Here is a 24,059-nt window from a genome sequence, read left to right on the forward strand (position 1 = left end):
TGCTCCTTATATTTTATTAAATAATTCCTGTTCTATTTTTTCTAGCATTTGTTTTGTTGTGTTAAAGTGTTTAATGTAATCTTGCTTTGATATGTTGGTATTATTGCAATGTGCTATATCATTTCTTGCTTTTATTATTGCACCTAGCGCATTTGCATGCTTTTCTTCTATTTGTTGTTTCCATGCACTATCGAACTTTTCTAAAATACTTTTTAGTTTTGTTGGTTTTAAATTTGTAATATCCTGTAAATTGTTATTAATAAAATTTTTAATTTCTTTTGGTATTGACTTGCCATCTAAACAGTCTTTAATGGTTTTTTCAAAAAATTTTTCAATATATCCAGACATCAATATTATTAAGTATTTTGTTAAATGGTCTATTATGTCCATATCTATACTGTCATCTTTTGTCAAACTGTCTATTTTGACGCTTAAATCATTTATTGCTTGATTAAATTTTATAAAATCATTATACATTACTAAGAAATTCTATTGATTTTTCTAATCTATCCTTGACACTATTGGTGTTGTGCGTTGTGCCAGTCTTTATAGCTTCTTTATATTTCTCATTTTGCATTAATTGGTCAATTTTTTCTTTTATCTGTTCAACATGCTTATTTTTCAACAATTCATAATTTTTATAAATTCCTACCCATAGAGAATCCAGTATTGCTATACTAAGTTGATCGTTTTTTCTAAAATGTTCTTTAGCATCAATTCGGTTCATAAATTGTATTATTTCAACAAATAGATTAAGCGCTTGTTGTATTTCTTGACTATCTATGTCTTTGTTGGCAAACATAAAATCATTTAAAAATTGCTTCATATTTCCTGTGTATTCAATGAAAGATAAAGCTAGTAATCTCAATATAATTTCTTCATCTTTTTTTCTTTTTTTGTCAATGGATATAAAATTTTTGACTATATCAAGATTAGATAATTCTGTTATTTTTTGTCTAAATTTTCCATCCGATATACAATTTCTAACCTCTTGCGGACTTAATTTTACGCCACCTGTGTTAAGTCTTTCGAATATTTCATAAATAGCATGGTAGTTTTTTTTCTTGGGATTATCTGCTTTTATAATGGTTGCATGTATAATCGAGGTAGCTATTTTATCTTTTTCGTTTTCATTGAGCCTAGAGTAAATCTTTCCATTAAAATCTTTATTAACACCACTCAGTTTAAAATCGCTATTATCGAATGAATTTTTAAAATATCTTGAAATAGATTCTATTCTTTGATATCCATCAATTATAAGCATCTTTTCATCTATATCTTTATATAAAAATATACCAGGCACAGGAAGACCTAATAATAAAGATTCTATAAATTTAGAAGCTTGTTTTTTATTCCAAACATAATTTCTCTGAAAATTTGGTAAGTATATTTTTTCTTTATCATATCTGCTTACAAGACTATCAACTGGGAAATCTATACCGTAGCTTGTTAGATTATACGTTATGTCATATGAGCCATATTCTGATTCTTGTTCTTCTTTGTATTCTGCTATATCTTGATTTTCTTGATTGTTAGCGCTGCACATGATTTGATCTCTACATTTGAAATTAATTATGGAGTATTATAGTGTTTAATTTATAAAAATAAATAAAATAACAAGTATATTTAAATTTAAACTACTGCCAAAACATAAATCAGCCAGATTGTGACGATAGAAATCAGCGTTTGAAAGGTGATGATAACTGACATTAGGCTCTTATCGCCTCCCATTTGACTTGCTAATATATAGCTTGACGTTGCCGTAGGCATAGAGGCGAAAAATATACAAACCATCGCGGTTTGCGGCGATAAATTTATCATTTTGGAGCCTATAAAAACTATCAGCGGATAAAAAATAAGTTTTAAGAAGCTAGATAGGTAAAATTCCGGCTTTAAATTTTTAATTTGCTCAAATTTTAACCCCGCTCCAACCGACAAAAGACCTGTTGTGATAGCGGCTGTTCCTATGAGTTTTAAGGGCTCTAAAATTTCGCTTCTAATACTTAAAAAGTTTGCAAAAATACCCAAAACGCAGGCTAGGATAAAAGGATTTTTTGCTATGTTTTTAAATGTATTTTGTAGTGAAAATTTGCCCTTTTTGATGTAGATTGCAAAAATGCAAACACAAAATATATTTATAAGCGGTATGATAAAAGCCATTAAAAAAGCGGCGGTTAAAATGCCGATTTCGCCGTACATCGCATTTACTATACCTAAAAAAATATAGGTGTTATATCTGATGGAGCCTTGAAAAAAAGATGTAAATTTGGCAGGTTCAAATTTGGTAAAAAAATTTATAAATATGGCTAAAAATACGACTATAAAAAAGCAAATTAAAACAAGCAAGAGTGCGCCTAATAGGTCACTTGAGCCAGTTATCTTGGCTGTTGCGATTTTATAAAATAGCATGGATGGCATAAAAATATAGTAGGTCATACTATCTAAAATAGCCCAAAATTTAGGCACTTTGTAAAACTTTCTTTTTAAAACGAAGCCAAGCAGGATTATACAAAATATCGACAAAATAGCGCTTACAATAACTTGCATAAAAAGCCTTTGATTTTAACTTTGAGAAATTCGGTTAAAATCGCTAAAGTTTAACCGAATTAAAATTTTAGTTATTTCTAATAAAATTTATTTTTTAGATTTTTTAATATAAATTTGGCTAGTTTAAGCCCTTTTGAACGGTGAGAAATTTCAAGCTTCATTTCATCATCAAGCTCGCCAAGGGTTTTATCAAAGCCTTTTGGGACAAATAGTGCATCATAGCCAAAGCCGTTTTCGCCTCTTTCTTTAGTAAGGGAAGTTCCGTGCATAAAGCCGTGCATGCTAAACTCTCCAAATTTACTTGTAACCGCGATACAGGCTGTATAATACGCTGGCGATGAGCTTAAATTTAGCGCCTTTAGTTCCGATATCAGCTTGGCTCTATTTGCCTCGTCCGTTGCGATCTCGCTAAATCTAGCCGAGTAAATGCCAGGCTTTCCGCCAAGCGCATCAACACTAATGCCGCTATCATCGCTTAGAGCTATAAACTCATCTTGTAAATTTAGCTCGCAAATTTTATTATAAACCGCCCTTGCTTTAATGAGTGCATTTTCTTTAAAGCTATCTCCGTCCTCAATGATCTCAAAAGGCTCACAAATCTCACTTAAGGCATAAATTTCATACTCTTTTAGGAAACTTTTTATCTCTTTAACTTTGCCCTTATTTGATGTGGCTAGTAATATTTTCACGGTTTGCCTTTTTTCAAATTTTAATCGTGATTTTACCTAAAATCTATTTAAAATTTAAAAATATCTTAGCCATTTTAAGCTACAATCTCTCTTTTAAAAGGAAAATTTATATGTTAAAAAGTGTTTTGCCTCTATCTTTTATTATAGGAAGCAGATTTTTTGGTATTTTTATCATCTTGCCGGTTATTAGCGTATATGCCTTGGAGCTTAACTACTCGAACGAATTTTTAGTAGGAGTTTTGATCGGTGTTTATGCACTTACTCAGGTTATATTTCAGATTCCTTTTGGATATATTTCAGATAGATTTGGTCGCAAGATCACTCTACTTTTCGGGCTTTTGATATTTATCGTGGGAGCTTTGATTTGCGCTAATGCTACTGATATTTACACTATGATTTTAGGTCGTTTTATCCAAGGAGCAGGCGCTATCGGAGGTGTTGCTACTGCTATGATAAGCGATAGCACAAAAGAGGAGGTGCGAGGCAAGGCGATGGCTATAATGGGCGCATTTATCGGCATAAGCTTTGCGCTATCTATGCTTGTAGCTCCGGTAATGAGTGCGAAATTCGGGCTTTCTAGCCTATTTTATCTAAGTGCCGCTTTAAGTCTTTTTTGTATCATCCTTTTATACACTGCCGTTCCAAAAGAGAGTAAAACCTGGCATGAAGAGGAGAAGACTCCGTTTTTTAAGCTACTGTCAAACAAAAATTTATTTCTTATGAATACTACAAATTTTATGCAAAAGATGCTGATGTCCGTAGCTTTTTTCATCATTCCTATCGCTTTGGTTCATAATTTTGGGGGAAGCAAAGATGAGCTTTGGAAGATTTATGCCGTCTCAACGGTTTTTGGATTTATTGCAATGGGTTTAGGCGGTGCAATGGGTGAAAAAAGAGGCCTTGGTAAGCATCTTTTGATACTTGGCATAGTATTATTTATAGCCTCTTATCTCTTTTTTGCTCTGGCAAATAGCGAGATAGTGTTTTGTATAGGTGTTGTGCTGTTTTTCGTAGGCTTTAACATGCACGAGCCTATAATGCAGTCAATCGCTTCAAAATTTGCAAAGGCTAACGAAAAAGGTGCCGCTCTTGGAGTCTTTAACTCGTCTGGCTTTATGGGTAGCTTCATAGGCGGAGTCGGGGCTGGAGTATTGCTAAAATATTTTGATTTGGATGTGCTTTGTGCGGTTTTTATAGCACTTTGTATTATTTGGCTTGTTCTTTTAAGATGGCTTGATAATCCTGTGATATTTAAAAATTTGTATTTTGGATTAGATCAAGTACTAGACTTTGAACTGCTAAAAGATGAAAAAGGGTTGATAGAGTATTACAAGACTTCGGCAAATTTTGTCGTTAAATACAATTCAACTCTAATCACTGAAGAGAGAATCAGAGAGATTTTAAAAGCTTAATTTTTTATTTATTCTTTATTAAATTTTGAATATAATTACCAAAATTATTTAAAGGATGAACAATGTGTGATTTAAAACAAAAAATCGACAAGCTTTTTGAAGATAAAAAGATGTCTGTTTATGAGGCTGCAAAGCAGCTTGGAGTTAGTGAGTTTGAAGTTTTAAAGCATAGAAGCAAAGACGAGTTTAAGCTTATTGGTTCTGAGCATCTGGAAAAAATTTTTGAAGAGCTTAGTAGCTGGGGAGAGATGAATTTCATAAAAAATACTCCTGAATTTATAATAGAGATTAAAGTTAAAGTTTCAAGCCCTAAAAAAGCTCAAGGATATTTAAATTTCTGCGGTAAAAGCGGCTTTTTAGGCGGACATTTAAAAGAAGATGCGATAGCCAATATAGGCTTTGTAAGCACTAAATTTATGGGCATGCTTGGACATAGCTTGCATTTTTACGGCAAAGACAATAGTGTAATTTTTAAGCTTTTTGTAAATCGTGACGAGAAGCATAACCTAGATCCAGAGCAAGAGAAGAAATTTTTCGCGCTAAAAGATAGTTTCTAAAAATTTTTTAGTCATCTTGCCATATATTAATTTTTAGAGGTTGGCAAGATGACTGCTGCAAATCAAATTTACGATATCTTAATCATCGGTGCAGGAGCTGCTGGACTCTTTTTGGCAGCAAATTTGCACGGCAAAAGTGTAGCTATCCTTGAAAAAAATCCCTCCGCCGGCAAAAAAATCATCGCAAGCGGTGGCGGCAAGTGCAATGTCACGAACCGCTATATAAGCGCGCAAAACTATCTTGGCGATGAAGAATTTGTCACAAAGACTCTTTTAAATTTAGACTTTAGCGAAGTGCTTGAGTTTTTTAGTGAGCTTAAATTTAAAGAGATAAAACAAAATCAATTTTTTTGTGCTAGCTCGGCCAAAGACGTTCTTGGCGTGCTTTTAAGAGCGTCGCAGCAAAGCGGAGCAAAGATATTTTACAACTGTGATGTAAAAAGCGTGTCTAAAATTTCAAATTCGACTGAAGTTAGCACACAAGATGACTTATCAAATTCACAAAATGAAATCTTTGAAGTCTTAACTCACGGCGGACAAAAATTTAGCTGCAAACATCTTGTGATCGCAAGCGGTGGGCTTAGCTACAAGGCTCTTGGCACAAGCGAGATAGGCTATGAGATAGCTCATAGCTTTGGCATAGAGGTAATTAGAACTGCTCCCGCTTTGGTCGGTTTTACGGTTCAAAAAGATGAGTTTTGGTTTAAAAATTTAAGCGGCGTTAGCCTGAATGCCGAAATTTCTTTAAGCGCAAAAAATCTAGCCGAGCGAAAATTTATCGGAGATGTTTTATTTACGCATAAAGGCATTAGCGGACCAGCGATCTTAAACGCTTCGTTATTTTGGCAAAAGGGCACGATGAGTTTAAATTTTCTGCCAAATTTTAGCTTTAAAAATTTAAACTCAAAAAAGCAGCTTTCTACGATCTTACCGCTTGCTAAGCGATTTACTCTTGAGTTTTTGAAATCAAGAAATTTAGCCGATAAGAGCTTTAATGAATATAGCCAAGCCGAAAAAACCGAAATTTTAAAGCTGCAAGAGTACAAATTCGCACCTGCCGGCACATTTGGTTTCGAGCGAGCGGAAGTTACAAAAGGCGGTGTGCTAACAAGCGAGCTAAATCAAAATTTTGAGAGTAAAAAGCAAAGAAATTTATACTTTATCGGCGAAGTTTTGGACGTTACGGGCATGCTTGGAGGATACAACATACACTTTGCCTTTGCAAGCGCAAAAACTCTAGCGCGCCACTTTGATACTATTTAAATTCGCGCTTTGCTAACCAAATCATCTCTAAAGCGTCGCAACCGTCATCGTAGTATTTGCTAAGCGTTTTAGTTTGCTTAAAGCCAAATTTTTTATACAAATTTATCGCCGCTACGTTATCAACTCTAACTTCAAGACGCAAGCTTTCAAACCAGCTTAAAACCTCGCTTATAAGCGCTTTTGCAACTCCTTTACCTCTAGCTTTTGGACTAACTGCAAGCGAGTAGATGCGAGGAGTTTTAAGATAGGCAAATATCAAAATGTAGCCTAAAATTTCGCCATTTTCTTTTGCTGCGAGCATGAAATTTTTATCTATGTGATACCTAAAAGCTCTTTTTGAAAGAGGGCTGCTAAACCTATCAAAAGAGGCGCTCTCAAGCTCAAAAAGTGCCTTTATATCGGTTAAATTTGGCTTTTGTAAGGTCATTTTTGATAGATCGTGTATTTTACGCAAAGTTGCTCTGGTCGGTAGCTCATCTTTACTTTTTTAAGGTTTTCAAACCCCATGTCATCGCCCACGTTTATGAACTCGCAGCCGTATTTTTCTTTGAGAATTTTGCTAAATTCGCGAAATATAAACTGCGCGCAACCAAGCACTTCAAAATTCGTCTTTTCTATGATGACGCTTGCTACCTTATCGTTGATCCTCTCGCCGACCGTAAAGCCCTGCAATATGTCGTTGATGTATAAAACTATGCCGCTAAGCTCGAGAGCCTCGTAGTTTTGAAGCATTTTTTTAATCGCCGCTTTTTCCTGATACATGCCCTCCATGAACTCATCTGCTTGCTCTTTTGGTATGTATTTTATGCGCTCTTGCGCCCAAATATTAGCTAGAGTTATGATCTCTTTACTGTGCTTTGCGGGCTCTAGCGTCTCGATACGAAAATTTGGATAGGTGTTTTTAAATTTGTTGATCTCTGTGCGTTTTGTATGATAGGAGTTGCCCTTTAGCTCGATCAAACTATCGGTTTTGTATATGTAATCAACCAGCTTTTTTTCAAACAAGTAATCTTCAAAAACATCAAAGATATTTGCGCTCTCATCGATCATCACGGCAAATTTTTCAAGGATATTTTCAGCCACGTAATCAATCCTTGAGTAGTGGCGCGAACTGTTGTTTAAATTCATGATTTCAAAGCATTTTTCCGTAGCGTTTTTCAGATTTTCAAACTTACCGATAGGTGGCAAAAGCATGCTAAGCTCGCTTCCCGTCATCACAAAGAGGCAAAAGCAATCCTCTATGACCGCGTAAAAGCCGCTTGCGTTTGAAAGCCAGATATAATTTGCCGCAAATGTATAATCGCTTATGCTAAGTTCGATTTCATTTTGGAGTTTTTCAAGATATTTTTGCATACAAGGTTTTGTTGTAATGCTGAATTTTTCGAGGTTATAATCACCTATGACAAGCATTTTGAAGTGTTCCTAAAATTTTAAAATTTAGGCGCTATTGTACTGCAAATTTTGAGATTTTAAGCAAAAAATTTTTGAAATTTAATTTCATAAAAAAATCCTTTTAGCATTAAAATAAATCCTTTTGGCGATAAATTTAAATTGATAATATTCATCATAAAGACTATACTAGGTATAAATTTAAAGGAGATGTAATGAAAAATATAAAAATTTTGTTTTTAATTGCAGCGCTAGCAATAAACGCTTTTGCTCATACTTTTTGGATAAATTTAAGCGAGCATACGGTGCATAGACCGGGGCATTTGCTTGTAAATGTCGGCTGGGGGCATCAAATACCAATTGATGATATGGTAAATTCTGAAAACGGAAGCGTAAATTTACAAAAATTTCAAATGATAGACGAGAATGGAGTTTCAAAGCTTTATTTTCCTGAATTTAGTCCGCCAAAGCCGTTTTTGGAGGGTGATAAATTTAGTGTTTTTGAGGCCGATTTTGCCTTTAATAAAATTTCACTCAAAAAAGATATGCCTAAAAATGTAACTTTTGAAGCCGTCACAAAACCAGCTTTTGTCACGCAATACATCGATAAAAACGGCAAATCCAGAATGAAACAAAAGCCTCTTAATGAGATAAATGACGCTTCAAAGGTGCTTTTTGCGCTTAAATATCAAGCCTTTGCGAAGAGATATTTAAATTTCAATAGCGAACTAAAGCCTCTTGGTCACGCTCTTGAAATTATGCCAAGGGGTAATATATCTAATTTAAAAGTTGGCGATGAAGTTGAGTTTGAAGTTCTTTTTAATGGAAAGAAAATAAGCGTAAGCGATAAGATGAACGAATTTATAAGAGCTGATAATGAAAATTTAGGTCAAGTTGGCGGTACTGCTTATTATTCGTTTTTGATGAATGGAGTGGCCAAGATAAGACTTACGCATCCTGGCGAGTGGGTCGTTAGTATCTCTTACAATCAAAGTGTGACAAAGGACGGGGAGTTAAAAGAGCTTTTTGGAAAGACTAAGAATGTATTTCATATGGCTAGTCTCGCTTTTAATGTAAAAGAACGTTGAGGTATAATTTAGGCTCTTTTAAAGAGCCAAAATTTTCATTAAACCATCTTTAGAACCTCGACTACTTCGCCTTTAGCTATGAATTCCGTCTCTTTTGGGATGATTAAAAGAGCTGCGTCGTTTAAGAGGTTGTTTACGATCGCGGAGCTTCCAAGCTTTTTGCCGTCTAAATTTACGTAAATTTTGCCGTCGCGATTTACTAAATTTGCAGCCGTAAATTCCAAAAATGGTGAGCGTTTTTTATAATCTTCATCCATTATCGCAGTTATCTTTGGCTCAGGTAGATCAAACCAAGCGTTTATCAAAACTCGCACGTAAAGCACGCACATCACCATTGCCGAATACGGAAATCCGGGAAGTGCGAAGATGTATTTATCCTCACTTTTTACTACTTTGATGTGTCTGCCGGGTTTTATCGCCGCACCGTCTATGATGATCTTAAAGTTTTGATCAAGCGCGCCCTTTACGAAGTCGTAATCCCCCATGCTGATACCGCCTGTGGTTACTAAGATATCGGCACTCTTTAAAGCACTTATGATAGCCTCTTTTACGGTGTCGGCGTTATCTTTTGCGATCTCACAGATGATCGGCTCGGCTCCCATTTTGCGCACCATTTGGGCGATTGCGATGTGGTTTGAGCTGTGAATTTGAGCAGGGTTTAAAAGCGGCTCGCCAAGATCTCTTATCTCGCTTCCGGTAGCCAGTATAGCAACTCGCGGGCGTACAAATACGCTTATGTGAAACATCCCAAGCTCAGCCATAAGCGCAACCTCTGCGTAGCCTATTTTGGTGCCTTTTTTGATGAGAATTTCGCCTTTTTTGTAGCTCTCGCCGACCTCTCTAACTGCAAAGCCTTTATTTACAGGCTTTTTTATGATGATTTTAGAGCCTGCAACTTCGACGTTTTCAACCGGTACAAGCGTGTCTGTGCCCTCGCTCATAAGCGAGCCCGTAAAAGTCTTAATGCACTTTGAACTCTCTACTACGATGCCTTTATCGGTGCCTGCCGGAAGGTCGGTGATGAGCTCTAGCTCGCTTAAATTTTCACTCCATTTAAAGGCATATCCGTCCATCGCTGAAGTAGGCTTTGGCGGGTAGTTATCGGCCGCAATGACATCGGTAGCGATATGGCGGTCGAGTGCTTCGGTGATGGCAACTTTTTGAACCTTATCCCAAGGCGTGATCGTGGAGCGCAAAATTTTTAAAGTGTCATCATATTTAGCCCATTCTTTCATTATATATCCTTAGTGTAATTAGAGTATTATTTAAAATTTGCATATTCTATCATTTTTGATTTAAACAAAGCAGTAAATTTATCACCTTTTTATTTTCACAATTGTAAAATCTTACACAAGAAATCAGGTTGATTTTACAATTATTCAAGGAACTTCAATGAATTTTTCAAACTATAAGTGGTTTATCGCTGCCGGCGGTGCTTTGGGCCTACTTGGCGCGATTTTAGTATATCTTGGCAACCCTGGAAATATGGGTGTATGCGCCGCTTGCTTTTTGCGTGATACAACTGGTGCGCTCGGATTTCACAGGGCTGCTGTTGTGCAATATGTAAGACCTGAGATTATAGGTCTAATAATAGGTGGATTTATTGCCAGTATGTTTTGGACTAAGGAATTTGTCGCAACTACGGGCTCGTCACCATTTACTCGCTTTTTCTTGGGTGCTTTTGCGATGATAGGATGTCTTGTATTTTTAGGATGTCCTTGGAGAGCTTTTTTGCGTTTAGGTGGCGGTGATATGACTGCAATAGCTGGATTTGTAGGGCTTGCTGCTGGAGTTGGCATAGGAATATTCTTTAAAAAACGCGGATATGCACTTACGGAAGGCGACAGGCTTCCTGCGGCTATGGGATTTTTGCCTACTATTATAGGAGTGATTATGCTTTTGGCTTTAGTTCTTGGGCTAAAGCTAGGTGATAATGCGCCTTTATTTGAGTCGGCTAAAGGTCCTGGATCTCAGCATGCTCCTATAATTGCCTCGCTTGTTTTAAGTATTATAATTGGTGCTTTGATGCATAAGAGTAAATTTTGTAGTGTTGGAGCATTTAGTAGGTTATTTCACAAAGACTTTTCGATGTTTAGCGGAATTATCAGCATAATAGTATTTGCAACTATCGCAAATGTAGCTCTTGGGCAGTATAAATTTGGCTTTGAGGCTCAGCCTATAGCGCATAATAATTATGTATGGAATTTTTTAGGTATGGTTCTTGCCGGGCTTTGCTTTAGTTTAAGCGAAGGATGTCCTGGTAAACACTTAGTTCAAATGGGTGTAGGAAATTTAAGCTCTGTTATTTTTGTTATAGGTATGATGGCTGGTGCGGCGGTGGCACATAACTTTTTATTAGCGAGCTCTCCAAGTGGAATAACTGCGGCAGCACCTTGGGCGGTAGCGATAGGATTTATATTCGCTGTGTATGTTGGATTTTTCCATAAGAAAATTGCCTAATCGGCACTAAATTTATCCAAACTACGCTGTATATGGCATAGTTTGGATAAAATATTAAGTTATGCTAAAAGCCCGGCGCCTTTTATCGCTTGGCTTCGTTCTTTGGCGTAAATTCGTTTGCCGTCTATCACATCGTATTTCCAGATAGGCGCATTTGCTTTAAAGTCCTCGACAAATTCGTTGATTAGCTTTAGTGCAACCTTTCTTTGAGGGCTTACAACTCCTGCGACATATGAGCTTGTATGCACAGCCACATCGCCTTTTGAGTGAGCAAAGAGGACGTGAGCATTTTCTTTTGCCGCTTTTTCTTCCCAGCCTTTTAGCCATTTTGCTAAAATCGGCTCATATATATCAAAGCTAAGCGCACTTATGCCGCCTTCTTCGCGCACGATGCCCACAAATGTGATAAACGCACCGCAATTTTTATCTTTAAACTCGTTATACCAAGCGTTTGTGATCTTTTCGACCTCTAAGTTTCCTTCGTAAATTTCCATCTTAACCTCCACAAACTGGTGGTAAAATAGAAATTCTATCGCCGTCTTTAAGAGGGGTCTCAAGAGAGCTAACTATCTCGTCATTTACAGCTACAGCACAAATTTTAAGCCACTCGTTTAATTCAAAATTTGTATATTTATTTAGCTTTTCTTTAACTTCAGATAAATTTGAGGCTTCAAGCTTTATATTATCAAGCTTTATAGGTCCTAAAAACTCAATTTCTACCATCATACATCCTTTAAAAATTTATCCCATTTTAGCCTAAAATTTTTAAATTTAGATATACTAGTAAACTTATATTTATAACTCAAAGAGAAAAAATGAACGAAATAATAAATAGCATAAAGACACCTGCTTATGTCTGTGAAGAGGCGCTTTTACGTAAAAATTTGACAATTTTAAAAAGAGTAAAAGATGAAAGCGGGGCTAAAATTTTAGTAGCACTTAAAGGATTTGCTTTTAGCGGAGCTATGGATATAGTGAGTGAGTATCTTGACGGAGCGACTTGTAGCGGACTTTGGGAGGCAAAATTTGCAAAAGATTATATAAAAGGTGAAATCCATACATATTCGCCTGCTTTTAAAGATGAGGATATCGATGAAATTTTAGATATTTCAAAACATGTGGTCTTTAATAGCTTTAATCAGTGGCAAAAATTTAAAGATAAAGCTCTATCAAAAGGCATAATTTGTGGACTTCGTGTAAATCCTGAAAGTTCAGCTTCGCCAACTGATATGTATAACCCATGTGCTAAGTTTAGTCGCCTTGGCATTACAAGAGCAAATTTTAAGCCTGAACTTCTTGAAGGTATAACAGGGCTTCATTTTCACGCACTTTGCGAAGAGAGTGCCGAGAGCCTAGAGACCGTACTTATGGCGTTTGAAGAGAAATTTGGCGAGTTTATACCTAAGATGAAGTGGATAAATTTCGGCGGCGGACACCATATCACTAGAAAAGACTATAACGTTGATCTGCTTATAAAGCTGGTTAAAAATTTCCGCCAAAAATACGGCGTAGAAGTATATCTAGAGCCTGGAGAGGCGGTTGGCTGGCAGTGCGGATTTTTGATATCAAGCGTGCTAGATATCGTTGAAAACGAGAAAAATATCGCCATCTTAGACACATCAGCTGAAGCGCATATGCCTGATACCATACTAATGCCTTATCGTCCTGCGGTGCGCGGCGAGAGTAAAAACGGCAAATTTAGCTATCGCTTTGGCGGCAATACCTGTCTTGCAGGCGATATTGTCGGAATTGACGCCGGCAATGCCGAATATAAATTTGATAGCGAGCTAAAGATCGGCGATAGAGTGATATTTGAAGATCAGATCCACTACACTATCGTAAAAAACACGACTTTTAACGGAATCAAGCTGCCTGATCTGCTACTTCTTAAAGAAAACGGCGAAATAAAAACAATTAGAAAATTTGGATACGAGCAATATAAGGATAGGAATTAAAGAGATAAAATGATAGTTAATAAGAGCTATGAAATTGCTTCATGTGATGATGTAGAGCTTAATATCAAGCGAGATTCACTTTTGGAATTTCGTATAAGTTATGATAACGAGTGCGAGATAGAAACTGTGCTATTTGTAGTGTCAGGACTTGGCGGCGATGCAGATTCATCTTACAAACAGCATCTGGCCGAGTTTGCTGTAAAGGAATTTGGTGTGGCTGTTGTAATTGTGAATTATCATTGTATCGGAAATAGACCTCAAGTCGGTTCTGTATTTTGTATGGATAGAATTGATCAGTACTATTTAGCTGCCAAATGCCAAGAGATAGGTATTCCTTTAAGTGGAGATCTAAGCTCTTTAGAGAGTTATCAAATGACACAAAGTATTTTGCTTGGTCTTAATCAAACACTATCTGACAAAAAAGCCAAAGGAGAACTTCCTGATGATTATTTAATGGAACTTTCCGTAACTATTCAGCCAACTAAAAATGAATATCAAAATTTTGGTATTATGCAAGCTCAAGATCTCATAAACACACTGCTTTTTATTAAAAATTCTCCGCCATTTAAAGTTTTTGGAACAAATACGGATAATCTTAATATTATTATGCTGGGTAGCTCACATGGTGGATATTTGGCTCACATGGCTGCAAAAATTGCCCCATGGTTAATTGACGGAGTGATAGATAATAGTTGTTATGCAAACAATCCTTTTTCTTTTATAGGATTTGGCAAAGAGGTTGACTATAAAAAATATTATGGCTTTTCAACTACACTATTTTTTAATAATATTAATATCTTTTGCTCTGATAAGACTTATTGGACATTAAATCAAAATTCGCCAAACTATTTCTCTGAAGCAAGGGAGGAGATACGTTATTTGTTAAATTTGGATCACTTAAAAATACAAAGTGGGTATCCAAAGCCAATTTACGTCAGTTATCACTCCGTAAAAGATACTAGTATTGCTCCAGCAAGCGACAAGGCGGAGCTTTATAAAATACTTCGAGAGTTTGGATTCGATGCTACTTTAAATATGATAAAAGATGAGAGTGAAATAGACGGTAAATTTATTAAAAATTTAGAACATGGCATGAATATGTCTATAAAAAGCCTTATTAAAAAAGAGCTATCAAAAATGATTAAAAAGCTAAAAAAAGTAAAAAAAGAGCCTTGGAACCAAAAAAGCATAAGTTATAAAAGTGTTGATTTGATATATAAATTTTATGAGATGGATGATAAGATAAATTTGGCAATTTCTAAAACAAAACAATAAAATTCATAAAAATATCATACTTAATTCTAGTTTTTTAAAATTTATACTATTTTGATAATAATATAAATTGATTTTGAGATTTGTTTCTAATAAAAAATAGTAAAAATTTGTTTTCAGGAATAGCTCTAAAAGCCCTAAAAATAGGGAGTTTGAATTATGCAATTAAGGCATATTTAAGCTAAAATTAACTTTTTGGGCTTATATTTTTTTAAGTATATTTGCTAAGCTTAGTCGTAGTATAGTTTCATTGTCGAAATTTAGATAAACACTTTCGACATTTGAGATTAAAAGGGAAATAAAGATGGCAAGTATGAGGGAAATAGCAGCTGCTAGAGCGCTTTACTATTCGCTTTTTTCAAGACTTTTTGTCTTTAGTATTAAAGAGGATAGATTTGATGGCGTTTCAAAAATGCTATCTTTAATGACTACTGCTAACTTTGATGAAAATTCTGCCGCTGCCATAATGAGGCTTAGCTCAAATTTTGATGAGAAAAATCCGCAAAATATAATAGATGAATACGATAATATATTTCACGCCCCTCCAAAACCGCTTAGAAACAGCTTGTCCTATTACGATGAGGGTTTTGAGATAGGAAATGTATGCGCAAAGATAAGGAAGATATTGGCACATACTGATATTAGGCGGGATGAGAAAAATTTCAAAGAGAATGAAGATAGTGTCGGATTTGTTTTTACTCTTATGAGCGAATTTGTAAATAGAGCTGCCAGAGGAGAAAGTGAGTATGAAGAGCTTGCCGAGAAGCTATTTAAAGAGATTATAAATCCATACATAGATCAATTTTGTGAAAAATTATTTATGCACGAAGAGGCTAAAATTTATAAAGATGTAGCAACGCTTCTTCAAAGTTTTATAGAGTTTGAAAGAGTGTGCTATGAGTTATCAAAACCTCCGGTTCGTGACGAGTCAAGCAAGAAATCTTATGACAATATATCTCGTTCGGAGATGATTAGAAGAGAGAAAAATAGAGTTAGAAAAATGACAGCTAAAAATTTTGAGGGAGAGGAATAATGGAAAAAACAAGACGTGAATTTCTCAAAAAACTTGGTTTTGCCGGAAGTGCAGCAGCTGTAGCTGCAACTGCTGCATATTCTGCGGGATCAAATTTAAAAAGTGGGAAAAGTAAGAAAAATGAGGTGCTTTATACAAGAAGCAAAACATGGGAATTTTACTATCAACAAGCAAAGTAAATTTAATAAAGTATAGAAAGGGCTAGGATGTCGCAAGCTAATATAGGTATTGCGCCAAGCAAAATCGGTCGTAGATCGTTTTTGAAGATGGCATCGCTTGCTACTGCCATAGGCTCTGTTAGCGGACTTGCCGCAAGCGGAGTTACAAGAGAGGCTAGTAGTGAAGAGAAAAAGAATCCATTTCCAAATTCTCGAATCGTAAAGAGCATCTGTACAGCATGTTCTGTTGGGTGTGGAGTTATTGCAGAGGTTGAAAATGGTGTTTGGGTTCGTCAAGAGGTTGCCCAAGACCACCCTGTAAGTGCAGGTGGTCATTGCTGTAAGGGCAGCGATATGATCGATATGATTCGCTCTCATTGTCGCTTAAAATACCCTATGGTTAAAGAAAATGGCAAGTGGAAACGCATAAGTTATACTGAAGCGTTTGACAGAATAGGCGCTCAGCTTAAAAAATATAGAGAGGAAAATCCAGAACAAGTTATGTTCCTAGGTTCTGCCAAAGTTAGCAACGAACAAAGCTACTATATAAGCAAATTCGCTGCTATGTTTGGAACGAACAACCTAGATCATCAAGCTAGAATTTGACATAGTGCAACAGTCGCCGGTGTGGCGAATACTTGGGGTTACGGCGCTATGACAAACCACCTTGGAGATATCCAAAACGCAAAATCTATATTTATAATAGGCGCAAATCCGGCGGTTAATCACCCTGTTGGATTTAGACACTTCTTAAAAGCTAAGGAAAATAACGGCGCTAAGCTTATCGTGGTTGATCCAAGATATACGAGAACTGCGGCTAAGGCTGATTATTTCGCTCAAATTCGTCCAGGAACGGATATTCCTTTTATGTACGGAATGATGAATTTGATCTTTGAAAACGGCTGGGAAGATAAAAAATTCATAGAAGATAGAACTTACGGTATAGACTTAATCCGCGAAGAGGCTAAAAAATGGACTCCTGAAGTGGTCGAGGATGTAACGGGCGTAAAAGCTAGCATTCTTAAAGAGATAACCGAAGTTTTCGTTAAAAACAAACCGGGCTCGGTTGTATGGGCTATGGGTCTAACTCAGCACACCATAGGAAGCTCAAACACCCGTATAGCTCCTATCCTTCAGCTAATACTAGGCAACATGGGCGTAAGCGGCGGCGGATGTAACATCCTTCGCGGACACGATAACGTTCAAGGCGCAAGCGATATGGCAAACGCTCCTGACAGCTTGCCCGGATACTACTCCAAAAACGAAGGCTCTTGGAAGTATTTTGCTAAGATGTGGAAGGTTGATTACGAGTGGTTACAAGGAAATTTCGTTAAGCCTGAATGGATGTTTAAGCCGGGCTTTACTCTTGCTAGATGGTGGGCGGGACCGCTTGACGGAAAGAACGGAAACGATCCTATAGATAACGCAGGAGCAAGCCTAAAAGCTCTATTTGTCATAGGAAACGGTATAACATCTACCGCTCAACAAGCAAAGGTTCAAGAGGGTCTTGATAATCTTGAGCTTCTTATATTAGCCGATCCTTTCGTAAACGAAGCGGGTATTGTTACAAATAAAAAGGATAATATATTCTTGCTTCCTTCTGCCACTCAGTTTGAGACAAGCGGAACGGTTGTAGCCACAAACCGCTCTGGGCAGTGGAGATCTCAGGCTATCGAGCCAATGTATGAGAGCAAACCTGATCAAGAAATTTTGTTTGAACTTGCTAAACGTATAGGATTTTATGACGAACTAACCAGAACTATTCGTGATGAAAACGGCAAGATCGAGTGGCCGGAAGCCGCTACTAGAGAAATTTCAAGCATAGTAAAGAGTATAGGTCTTACGGGATGGACTCCAGAGAGATTAAAGAGACATCAGGAAAATTGGGATAAATTTGACGAGCAAACTCTTATTGGTAAGCCTGGAACTGCAGTTGAGGGTGAATATTATGGACTACCTTGGCCTTGCTGGACGGCCAAACATCCTGGAAGCCCTAATTTATATGATATAAATAAACCTGTTATGCAAGGTGGTATGGGCTTTAGAAATCGCTTCGGTTTAGAGCATAATGGAGTAAACCAGCTAGCAGGCGAGGGTAGTGCGCCGGTTGATTCTGTGGTTAAGGGCGGATATCCTCAAATCACAAAAGAAAACATCGAAAAAGTTTTAGGCATAACTTTAACAGAAGAAGAGAAAGCCAAAATGGGTGCAAGCTGGGCTACCGATAGTAGCGGTATAATAGCCGAAAAATGTATGGAAAAAGGCATAGCTCCTTACGGAAATGCAAGAGCAAGGGCGATAGTATGGACGTTTGCAGATCAAATTCCTCAACACCGCGAGCCAATACATTCGCCAAGAACAGATCTTGCCAAGAAGTACCCAAGCTTTAAAGATAAACCAAATCACTACCGCGTATTTACAAAATACGAGAGCTTGCAGCAAAGCACAGATTTTGCTAAAGAGTTCCCTGTAAATTTGGTTACTGGACGTTTAGTAAATCTAAATGGAGCTGGCATGGAAAATAGAGCGAGCAAATATCTAGCGCGCTTAACTCCTGAGATGTTTGCCGACGTGCACCCTGATTTGGCGGCTAAATATCAGCTTAAAAACGGCGATATGATATGGATTTACTCTCCTGAGGGAACAAGGATAAAAGTAAAAACAAGGATAGTTCATTCTGTAGCTCCTGATATGGTATTTTTACCGTTTCACTTTGCAGGCGTTATGCAGGGCGTTGATTTGACTGGAAATTTCCCGGACGGAACTAAACCTTTCGCATCCGGAGAAAGTGCAAATACGGTTACTAACTATGGCTATGATATAGTAACTCAAATTCCAGAAACAAAAGGCGGTCTATGCCGCATAGAAAAGGCGTAATATGAGCGATTTAACTAGATTAAAATTTTATTGCGATGATGATAGATGTATTGATTGCAACGGATGCGCAGTGGCTTGTGACGAGGCTCATGAGCTACCTATAGGCGTTAGAAGGCGCAGAGTTATCACATTAAATGAGGGAATTCAGGGCAAAGAAATTTCTACGTCTATTGCTTGTATGCACTGCGAAGATGCTCCATGCTCGCTTGTATGTCCTGTGAACTGTTTTTATATCAGAAATGACGGAATCGTCCTTCACGATAAAGAAATTTGCATAGGTTGCGGATACTGCTTGTATGCTTGTCCTTTCGGTGCTCCACAATTTCCAAAGAGTGGTGTATTTGGAGTTAAAGGTTCTATGGACAAATGCACTATGTGTGCAGGCGGTCCTGAGGCCACAAATAGCGAACATGAATTTGAAGAGTATGGTCAAAACAGAATTTCTGAAGGCAAAGTGCCGGTATGTGCGGCAATGTGTTCAACAAAAGCTTTACTTGTGGGGGAATCTGCTATAATTGCACAAATCTATCAAGACAGGGTAAACGCTAGAGGTTATGGTATAAAAGATATCAAGCAGAGCCCAACTTGGAAGATAGCCTATTACACAAAGGATAGATTATGAGAAAAATATTATCTCTTTTTGCGTTTGTTATAAGCGCTTTTGCTCTAAATTTACCTGACGGCACAAATCAATACGAAAGTAATGTTTGGGCTGCAGGAAGAGTAGAGAACATAAAGCCTTATGAAGATGGCTTTGGGCCACTCTTTACATTTATTCAAGGTAATGACTACTTTGCGTTTGGCGTTGTTGCAATAATTGCTGCCGTTGTATTTGCCTTTGTTTTGCACTTTTTGATCATAGGTCCAAAACACTTTAGTCACGATGGCAAGAAAATTTATGCCTTCGGAGTGATTGAGCGTGTGTCTCATGCTCTTGCAGCGGTATCTTGGGTAATTCTTGTTCCAACCGGTATAATTATGATGTGGGGCGATCTATTTGGTGGCGGAGCTTTTGTTAGAGTCTGTAAAAATTTACACGGCATAGCTACGATCATCTTTGCGGTCTCTGTGCCTCCGATGATGATTTACTGGACAAAGAGAATGCTTCCTGCGATCTATGACATCAAATGGATGATGATAGTGGGCGGCTATCTTTCAAAGGTTAAGCGACCTGTACCTGCGGGCAAATTTAACGCAGGACAAAAGGCGTGGTACTGGATAGCTATTCCTGGCGGTCTTGTCATGATAGCAACGGGAGCTGCGATGTATTTCCTAGACTTCTCAACTCCAAACGTTGCAGGCTGGCTTGGCATGAGCCAGATAGAGGTTCTTAGACTTTCAGCTATCATCCACAACATCCTAGGTATCGTGTGCGCTACTTTCTTCTTTGTGCATATCTACATGGCGGCAATCGCTATTCACGGAGCGATCTGGTCGATGGTTACAGGATATAAAGAGGAAGAAGAGGTGGCTATACTTCATAGCTATTGGTATAAAGAGCTTCAAAGCAAGGGTCAAATTTAAAATTTATAAATAGGGAATTTGGGTTCAAATTCCCTTTAAATTTAAAATTTAAGAAATATGCTAAAAAATCATATCTAAAAAGCTTCAAGATACCCAATACTACGATATAAACTAAGTTTAAGTTTTATGCTTTATTTAAGTGAAAATCTAATACAATTCAAATACAAATTTTAATAAAATAACTCTGTTTTATTAAAATTTAAAGGAAGTCGATGCAGCCGATTTATACTACGCAGATCACCAAATTTAAAGGCGATACGCAATTTTTAAAAGATGATATCTTGGTTCGTGAGATCAAGCTTGAAATTCAGATCAACGACAGGCGATTTGGCGCGATGATGGCAACGCCTGTAGATCAAGAAACACTTGCCGTGGGCTATCTCATAAGCGAAAATATCATAGCTAAAGCAAGCGATATAAGCGATGTGAAGCTTGATGATGACGGACTTAGCGTAAAGATAACCGCAAAGGTAAATGAAGGCAGTATGAAGCGCTTTGACGAAGAGGCTATCATCATAAGCGGATGCGGCAGAGGCCAAACCGCTAACATCGATCCTGAGGCTATGTCTGCTAGGGTTGTAAAGGCTGATATCAAATTTAAAAAAGATGAAATTTTAAAGCAGATGAGGCAGTTTTACACTCAGTGTGAGCTTTACGAGATGACAGGCTGTGTGCATACGGCAAAGCTTTATGTCGATGAAAATACATTTTTTATCGGCGAGGATATCGCTCAGCACAACACTATCGATAAGGCTGTAGGCAAGGCTTGCTTAGCAGGAGTTGATCTAAGTAAGACATTTTTAATGGTTAGCGGAAGACTAAGCTCGGAGATGGTGGCAAAGGCTGTTATGCACGGTGTGCCAGCACTTGTTTCGCGCACGGCTCCCACTAGCCTTGGAGTGCTGATAGCGCGTAAGTTTAACCTTACTCTTTGCGGATTTGCAAGGGGTGAAAATATGAACGTTTATAGCGGACTTGAGAGGATTATAGGATGAGTAAAGAGGTCGAAAATTTGATAAATGATCTGCTTAATTCAAACGGCAGACTTGATTGCGGTTCGGCTTTTAAAATTTCAGCTAAGACAAACACGCCTATTGAAGAGGTTGGCAAGATAGCTTCAGATATCGGTGTTAAGATAGATAACTGCGAGCTTGGGCAGTTTGGAAAGCTTGATTGTGAAAGCGGGAGTGTAGAGGTTTTAGCTAAGCTTGAGCCGTTTTTGGATGAGAAAAGAAGGATATTTTGCGCTGATGGTAGAGACGCGGCTAAAGGAGTTGGATTAAAGAAAATTCGCTCAACTTTAAAAGATTATAAGATCGACGTAAAATACTGCAAACTCGGCTGTTTTAAAGAAAAAAAAGGCAAGACAATGGTAGTAAAAACTAAAACATGGATAGAAAATAATGAAGGCGAGCTAATATTTGGCAAAGGCAAAACCGAAGTGCTTGAGGTGATCGCTCAGGTTGGCTCTATCTCTAAAGCGGCTGAAATTTTAGGAATGAACTATAAAAAGTGCTGGAATCACTTGCAAATTTTACAAAAAAATATGAAAGAAGATCTTGTAAATACAAAGCAAGGCGGAGGAGATAATGCAGGAACCACGCTAAATGAACGCGCTTATGAGCTCATTAACGCATATAAGCAGCTTCAAGCCGATATCGAAGAGTACGCAAACAAGCGCTTTAAAGAGCTGTTTATCAAAAAACAAGAGAAATAACAACCAAATTTATACAAGGGAGAAAAATGTATATCAAACTAAATGACAGAGTCTATCTTAACAAAGATAAGATCACAAGAGTAAAAGTTGATAGCGTGCAAGACGGTATCAGGATCCGCTTCTACGAAGGACAAAATCAAGTTGCAAAGAGCGGAAAATTCGAAAGCGAAGCAAAAGCTATCGAATGGCTTGAGAAAAACTTCATCAACAAATAACAACCACAAAAGGCGCTTAGCAGATTTAGGCGCCGTAATTTTTAAATTTCACTTCTTTTAAAATTCAACTTCGCTTTTAAATCTTTAAAATTTAAAATGATATAATCTCTTCTAAGCTTCAAGGTTTATCGGGCTTAGTCCGTTTGAAGAGACAAGAAAAAGGAAAAACATGCAAATAGATTGTAGAAATTTAGAGTGCCCTCAGCCGGTTATAAACACTAAAAACGCCTTAAATGAGCTAAAAGAGGGCGAAATTTTAGAAATTTTAGTAAATGCCGTAGCTCCAAAAGAAAATATCAGTCGCTTTTTAACTTCTCAAAATATCAAATTTACTATGACCGAAGATAATGATGAAGTGATAATTAGAGCCGTTAAAAGCGGGGCTGAGATAAAGAGTGAAAATTTTGATGAATTTCTTTGTAAAACTCCTAGCAAGGCCAGCAAAGTTATTTATATCAGCGAAGAGCACGCAGGCAGCGGACCTGTAGGCGTTGGGCTCATGTCAAAATTTATAGGCGCGCTTCTTCAGCTTGAAACTAAGCCTTATGCGGTTATTTGCGTAAATAACGCTGTAAAGATGACTACCGATCGCGGACACGTTAGCTTTGCGCCATTAAAAGAGCTTGAAAAAGCAGGTGTGAAAATTTTAAGCTGCGGAAGCTGCTTGGAGGCTTATAAGCTGGTTGATAAATTAAGCGTCGGCGAGATTACAAACGCTTATGAGGTCGTGAATATGCTTGCCAAATATGATGTGATAAAACTATGATGTATAACGATAAAAGACTTACTAAATTTGTAGCTGCTGCGGGTTGAGCTGCCAAACTTGACCCGTTGGGTCTACACAAAAGCATTGGCGATCTTGACTTAGCGCATCCAAATTTGCTAACGCGCGTGGATACAAATGAAGACGCGAGTGTATTTAAGCTAAGCGATGAGATTGCGCTCGTACAAACGCTTGACTTCATCACGCCGGTTGTCGATGATCCATATCTTTACGGTCAAATAGCTGCTGCAAACTCTCTTAGCGATATCTTTGCCATGGGCGCAAAGGTTATAAATGCACTAAATATCGTGGGCTTTGATAGCTGCCACCTTGAGCCTGAAGTTTTAAGCGAAATTTTGCAAGGCGGACTAAGTAAGGTGCGTGAGTGCGGCGGCGCTCTTGTGGGTGGACATAGTATCGCAACTAAAGAGATGTACTACGGACTTAGTGTAACGGGAAGCGTGCATCCAAGCAAATTTTGGGCGAATAATACAGCCCGCGCGGGCGACGTGCTAATCTTAACAAAGCCTCTTGGAATGGGTGCGTTAAGCACTTCGATCAAGGCTGATATGCTGGAGTTAAAGCAGATAAAAGAGGCTGCAAACTATATGGCTCAGCTAAATTTTTACGCTGTTGGCGCCATGAGTGAAATTTGTGTTTCTGCGGCTACCGATGTAACAGGATTTGGTTTTTTGGGGCATTTAAGCGAGATGTTAAGAGATGATATAGGCTTTGAAATTTTTGCCGATAAGGTGCCTATCTTAAAGAGTGCAAAAGAGATGGCGAGTATGGGACTTTTGCCTGCGGGAAGTTATAAAAACCGCGAATTTGCAAGTAAATTTGTAATCGGAAAAGAGGCTGATATACTGCTTTACGATGCTCAAACTTCAGGCGGACTTTTGCTTGCAGTTGATGAAAAGCAGGCAAATTTAACTCTTGAACGACTAAAAGAGGCAGGATATGAGATGAGTTCTATAGTAGGTTGTGTTACTAAAAATAACACAAATAAGATAAATTTAATTTAGGATAAATCTAAAAATTGATAAATATTGAAATATTGATGAGGTTTTGATAATAGTGTATAGTGCTTTATGGATAGAAAATTAATCTTTCTAATCTGACACAGTCATTATTTAGCCA

At 37.4% G+C, this 24,059-nt stretch carries 26 protein-coding genes; 17 read left to right on the plus strand and 9 right to left on the minus strand.

The genetic code is table 11. From position 1 onward, the window contains the following. Nucleotides 1-6: 6 nt before the first annotated feature. From CDOM16189_RS05735 to CDOM16189_RS05750, 4 genes are all read right to left on the minus strand, one after another. On the minus strand, nt 7-477 hold the full coding sequence (locus tag CDOM16189_RS05735) for a HEPN domain-containing protein (RefSeq protein WP_283240837.1): 471 nt from the start codon (nt 475-477) through the stop codon (nt 7-9). Next, nucleotides 470-1,546 carry a DUF262 domain-containing protein gene (locus CDOM16189_RS05740; protein WP_169975598.1) on the minus strand — a complete coding sequence of 359 codons (1,077 nt, stop codon included), beginning with the start codon at nt 1,544-1,546 and terminating at the stop codon, nt 470-472. The genes CDOM16189_RS05735 and CDOM16189_RS05740 overlap by 8 nt, the downstream gene beginning before the upstream one ends. An 86-nt stretch (nt 1,547-1,632) precedes the next feature. Next, entirely contained in the window at nt 1,633-2,547 is a 915-nt protein-coding gene (locus CDOM16189_RS05745; protein ID WP_169975600.1) for an AEC family transporter, read from the minus strand. Nucleotides 2,548-2,624: 77 nt separating this feature from the next. Further along, a complete protein-coding gene (locus CDOM16189_RS05750; protein WP_169975602.1) occupies nt 2,625-3,236 on the minus strand; it encodes a non-canonical purine NTP pyrophosphatase in 612 nt (203 codons plus the stop codon). A gap of 110 nt (nt 3,237-3,346) precedes the next feature. Between CDOM16189_RS05750 and CDOM16189_RS05755 the strand changes: the two genes are divergently transcribed. The 3 genes from CDOM16189_RS05755 to CDOM16189_RS05765 all read left to right on the plus strand — a co-directional run bounded on the left by CDOM16189_RS05755 (nt 3,347) and on the right by CDOM16189_RS05765 (nt 6,468). Further along, nucleotides 3,347-4,648 (plus strand): MFS transporter, encoded by a 1,302-nt coding sequence (locus CDOM16189_RS05755; protein ID WP_169975604.1) that lies wholly within the window; start codon nt 3,347-3,349, stop codon nt 4,646-4,648. Between the two features lie 62 nt (nt 4,649-4,710). Next, nucleotides 4,711-5,205, plus strand: coding sequence for a heme utilization cystosolic carrier protein HutX (hutX, locus tag CDOM16189_RS05760; RefSeq protein WP_169975606.1), 495 nt, complete (start codon nt 4,711-4,713; stop codon nt 5,203-5,205). A gap of 48 nt (nt 5,206-5,253) precedes the next feature. Further along, nucleotides 5,254-6,468, plus strand: coding sequence for a BaiN/RdsA family NAD(P)/FAD-dependent oxidoreductase (locus CDOM16189_RS05765; protein WP_169975608.1), 1,215 nt, complete (start codon nt 5,254-5,256; stop codon nt 6,466-6,468). On the opposite strand, the gene CDOM16189_RS05770 is transcribed toward CDOM16189_RS05765, so the two are convergent. After that, nucleotides 6,461-6,922, minus strand: a complete 462-nt coding sequence (locus tag CDOM16189_RS05770; RefSeq protein ID WP_249321577.1) for a GNAT family N-acetyltransferase — start codon at nt 6,920-6,922, stop codon at nt 6,461-6,463. The two genes, CDOM16189_RS05765 and CDOM16189_RS05770, sit on opposite strands and share 8 nt — an antisense overlap. Beyond that, complete coding sequence (locus CDOM16189_RS05775) at nt 6,892-7,878, minus strand: DUF2156 domain-containing protein (protein ID WP_170000843.1); 987 nt, start codon at nt 7,876-7,878, stop codon at nt 6,892-6,894. The genes CDOM16189_RS05770 and CDOM16189_RS05775 overlap by 31 nt, the downstream gene beginning before the upstream one ends. A gap of 194 nt (nt 7,879-8,072) precedes the next feature. Here CDOM16189_RS05775 and CDOM16189_RS05780 point away from each other — a divergent pair, with 194 nt between their 5' ends. Then, a complete protein-coding gene (locus CDOM16189_RS05780) occupies nt 8,073-8,945 on the plus strand; it encodes a DUF4198 domain-containing protein (RefSeq protein ID WP_169975610.1) in 873 nt (290 codons plus the stop codon). 38 nt (nt 8,946-8,983) lie between these two features. Here the strand turns inward: CDOM16189_RS05780 and CDOM16189_RS05785 are convergent, their stop codons facing one another. Continuing rightward, nucleotides 8,984-10,180: a molybdopterin molybdotransferase MoeA gene (locus tag CDOM16189_RS05785; protein WP_169975612.1), complete on the minus strand. Its 1,197-nt coding sequence runs from the start codon at nt 10,178-10,180 to the stop codon at nt 8,984-8,986. A gap of 157 nt (nt 10,181-10,337) precedes the next feature. Here CDOM16189_RS05785 and yedE point away from each other — a divergent pair, with 157 nt between their 5' ends. Then, entirely contained in the window at nt 10,338-11,405 is a 1,068-nt protein-coding gene (gene yedE, locus CDOM16189_RS05790; protein ID WP_169975614.1) for a YedE family putative selenium transporter, read from the plus strand. Between the two features lie 59 nt (nt 11,406-11,464). On the opposite strand, the gene CDOM16189_RS05795 is transcribed toward yedE, so the two are convergent. Together CDOM16189_RS05795 and CDOM16189_RS05800 are read right to left on the minus strand one after the other, a co-directional pair. Next, the gene (locus CDOM16189_RS05795) at nt 11,465-11,899 is read right to left on the minus strand and encodes a molybdopterin synthase catalytic subunit (RefSeq protein WP_169975616.1); all 435 of its coding nucleotides are present in this window, start codon (nt 11,897-11,899) and stop codon (nt 11,465-11,467) included. A gap of 1 nt (nt 11,900) precedes the next feature. After that, the gene (locus CDOM16189_RS05800) at nt 11,901-12,128 is read right to left on the minus strand and encodes a MoaD/ThiS family protein (RefSeq protein WP_169975618.1); all 228 of its coding nucleotides are present in this window, start codon (nt 12,126-12,128) and stop codon (nt 11,901-11,903) included. Nucleotides 12,129-12,220: 92 nt separating this feature from the next. Between CDOM16189_RS05800 and nspC the strand changes: the two genes are divergently transcribed. The 12 genes from nspC (at nt 12,221) to selD (ending at nt 23,944) form a co-directional block, all read left to right on the plus strand. Then, nucleotides 12,221-13,360, plus strand: a complete 1,140-nt coding sequence (nspC, locus tag CDOM16189_RS05805) for a carboxynorspermidine decarboxylase (RefSeq protein WP_169975620.1) — start codon at nt 12,221-12,223, stop codon at nt 13,358-13,360. Nucleotides 13,361-13,369: 9 nt separating this feature from the next. Continuing rightward, entirely contained in the window at nt 13,370-14,635 is a 1,266-nt protein-coding gene (locus tag CDOM16189_RS05810; RefSeq protein ID WP_169975622.1) for a DUF2920 family protein, read from the plus strand. Between the two features lie 301 nt (nt 14,636-14,936). After that, the gene (locus CDOM16189_RS05815) at nt 14,937-15,665 is read left to right on the plus strand and encodes a TorD/DmsD family molecular chaperone (protein ID WP_169975624.1); all 729 of its coding nucleotides are present in this window, start codon (nt 14,937-14,939) and stop codon (nt 15,663-15,665) included. After that, nucleotides 15,665-15,844 carry a twin-arginine translocation signal domain-containing protein gene (locus CDOM16189_RS05820; protein WP_169975626.1) on the plus strand — a complete coding sequence of 60 codons (180 nt, stop codon included), beginning with the start codon at nt 15,665-15,667 and terminating at the stop codon, nt 15,842-15,844. Before CDOM16189_RS05815 ends, CDOM16189_RS05820 begins: the two co-directional genes overlap by 1 nt. Nucleotides 15,845-15,871: 27 nt before the next feature. Next, nucleotides 15,872-18,700: a formate dehydrogenase subunit alpha gene (locus tag CDOM16189_RS05830; protein WP_249321579.1), complete on the plus strand. Its 2,829-nt coding sequence runs from the start codon at nt 15,872-15,874 to the stop codon at nt 18,698-18,700. 1 nt (nt 18,701) lies between these two features. Then, on the plus strand, nt 18,702-19,322 hold the full coding sequence (gene fdh3B / locus CDOM16189_RS05835; RefSeq protein WP_169975630.1) for a formate dehydrogenase FDH3 subunit beta: 621 nt from the start codon (nt 18,702-18,704) through the stop codon (nt 19,320-19,322). After that, the gene (locus CDOM16189_RS05840; RefSeq protein ID WP_169975632.1) at nt 19,319-20,224 is read left to right on the plus strand and encodes a formate dehydrogenase subunit gamma; all 906 of its coding nucleotides are present in this window, start codon (nt 19,319-19,321) and stop codon (nt 20,222-20,224) included. The genes fdh3B and CDOM16189_RS05840 overlap by 4 nt, the downstream gene beginning before the upstream one ends. A gap of 212 nt (nt 20,225-20,436) precedes the next feature. Next, complete coding sequence (fdhD, locus tag CDOM16189_RS05845; protein ID WP_170000844.1) at nt 20,437-21,219, plus strand: formate dehydrogenase accessory sulfurtransferase FdhD; 783 nt, start codon at nt 20,437-20,439, stop codon at nt 21,217-21,219. Further along, nucleotides 21,216-21,941 carry a winged helix-turn-helix domain-containing protein gene (locus CDOM16189_RS05850; protein ID WP_170000845.1) on the plus strand — a complete coding sequence of 242 codons (726 nt, stop codon included), beginning with the start codon at nt 21,216-21,218 and terminating at the stop codon, nt 21,939-21,941. Before fdhD ends, CDOM16189_RS05850 begins: the two co-directional genes overlap by 4 nt. A gap of 26 nt (nt 21,942-21,967) precedes the next feature. Then, nucleotides 21,968-22,156, plus strand: a complete 189-nt coding sequence (locus CDOM16189_RS05855; protein ID WP_169941203.1) for a sodium-dependent tyrosine transporter — start codon at nt 21,968-21,970, stop codon at nt 22,154-22,156. Between the two features lie 169 nt (nt 22,157-22,325). Then, a complete protein-coding gene (gene yedF / locus CDOM16189_RS05860) occupies nt 22,326-22,922 on the plus strand; it encodes a sulfurtransferase-like selenium metabolism protein YedF (RefSeq protein ID WP_169975636.1) in 597 nt (198 codons plus the stop codon). Beyond that, entirely contained in the window at nt 22,922-23,944 is a 1,023-nt protein-coding gene (gene selD, locus CDOM16189_RS05865) for a selenide, water dikinase SelD (protein WP_169975683.1), read from the plus strand. Before yedF ends, selD begins: the two co-directional genes overlap by 1 nt. Nucleotides 23,945-24,059 lie beyond the last annotated feature (115 nt).

Origin of the sequence: Campylobacter sp. RM16189 (assembly GCF_012978815.1) — a bacterium.
GTDB lineage: Bacteria > Campylobacterota > Campylobacteria > Campylobacterales > Campylobacteraceae > Campylobacter_A.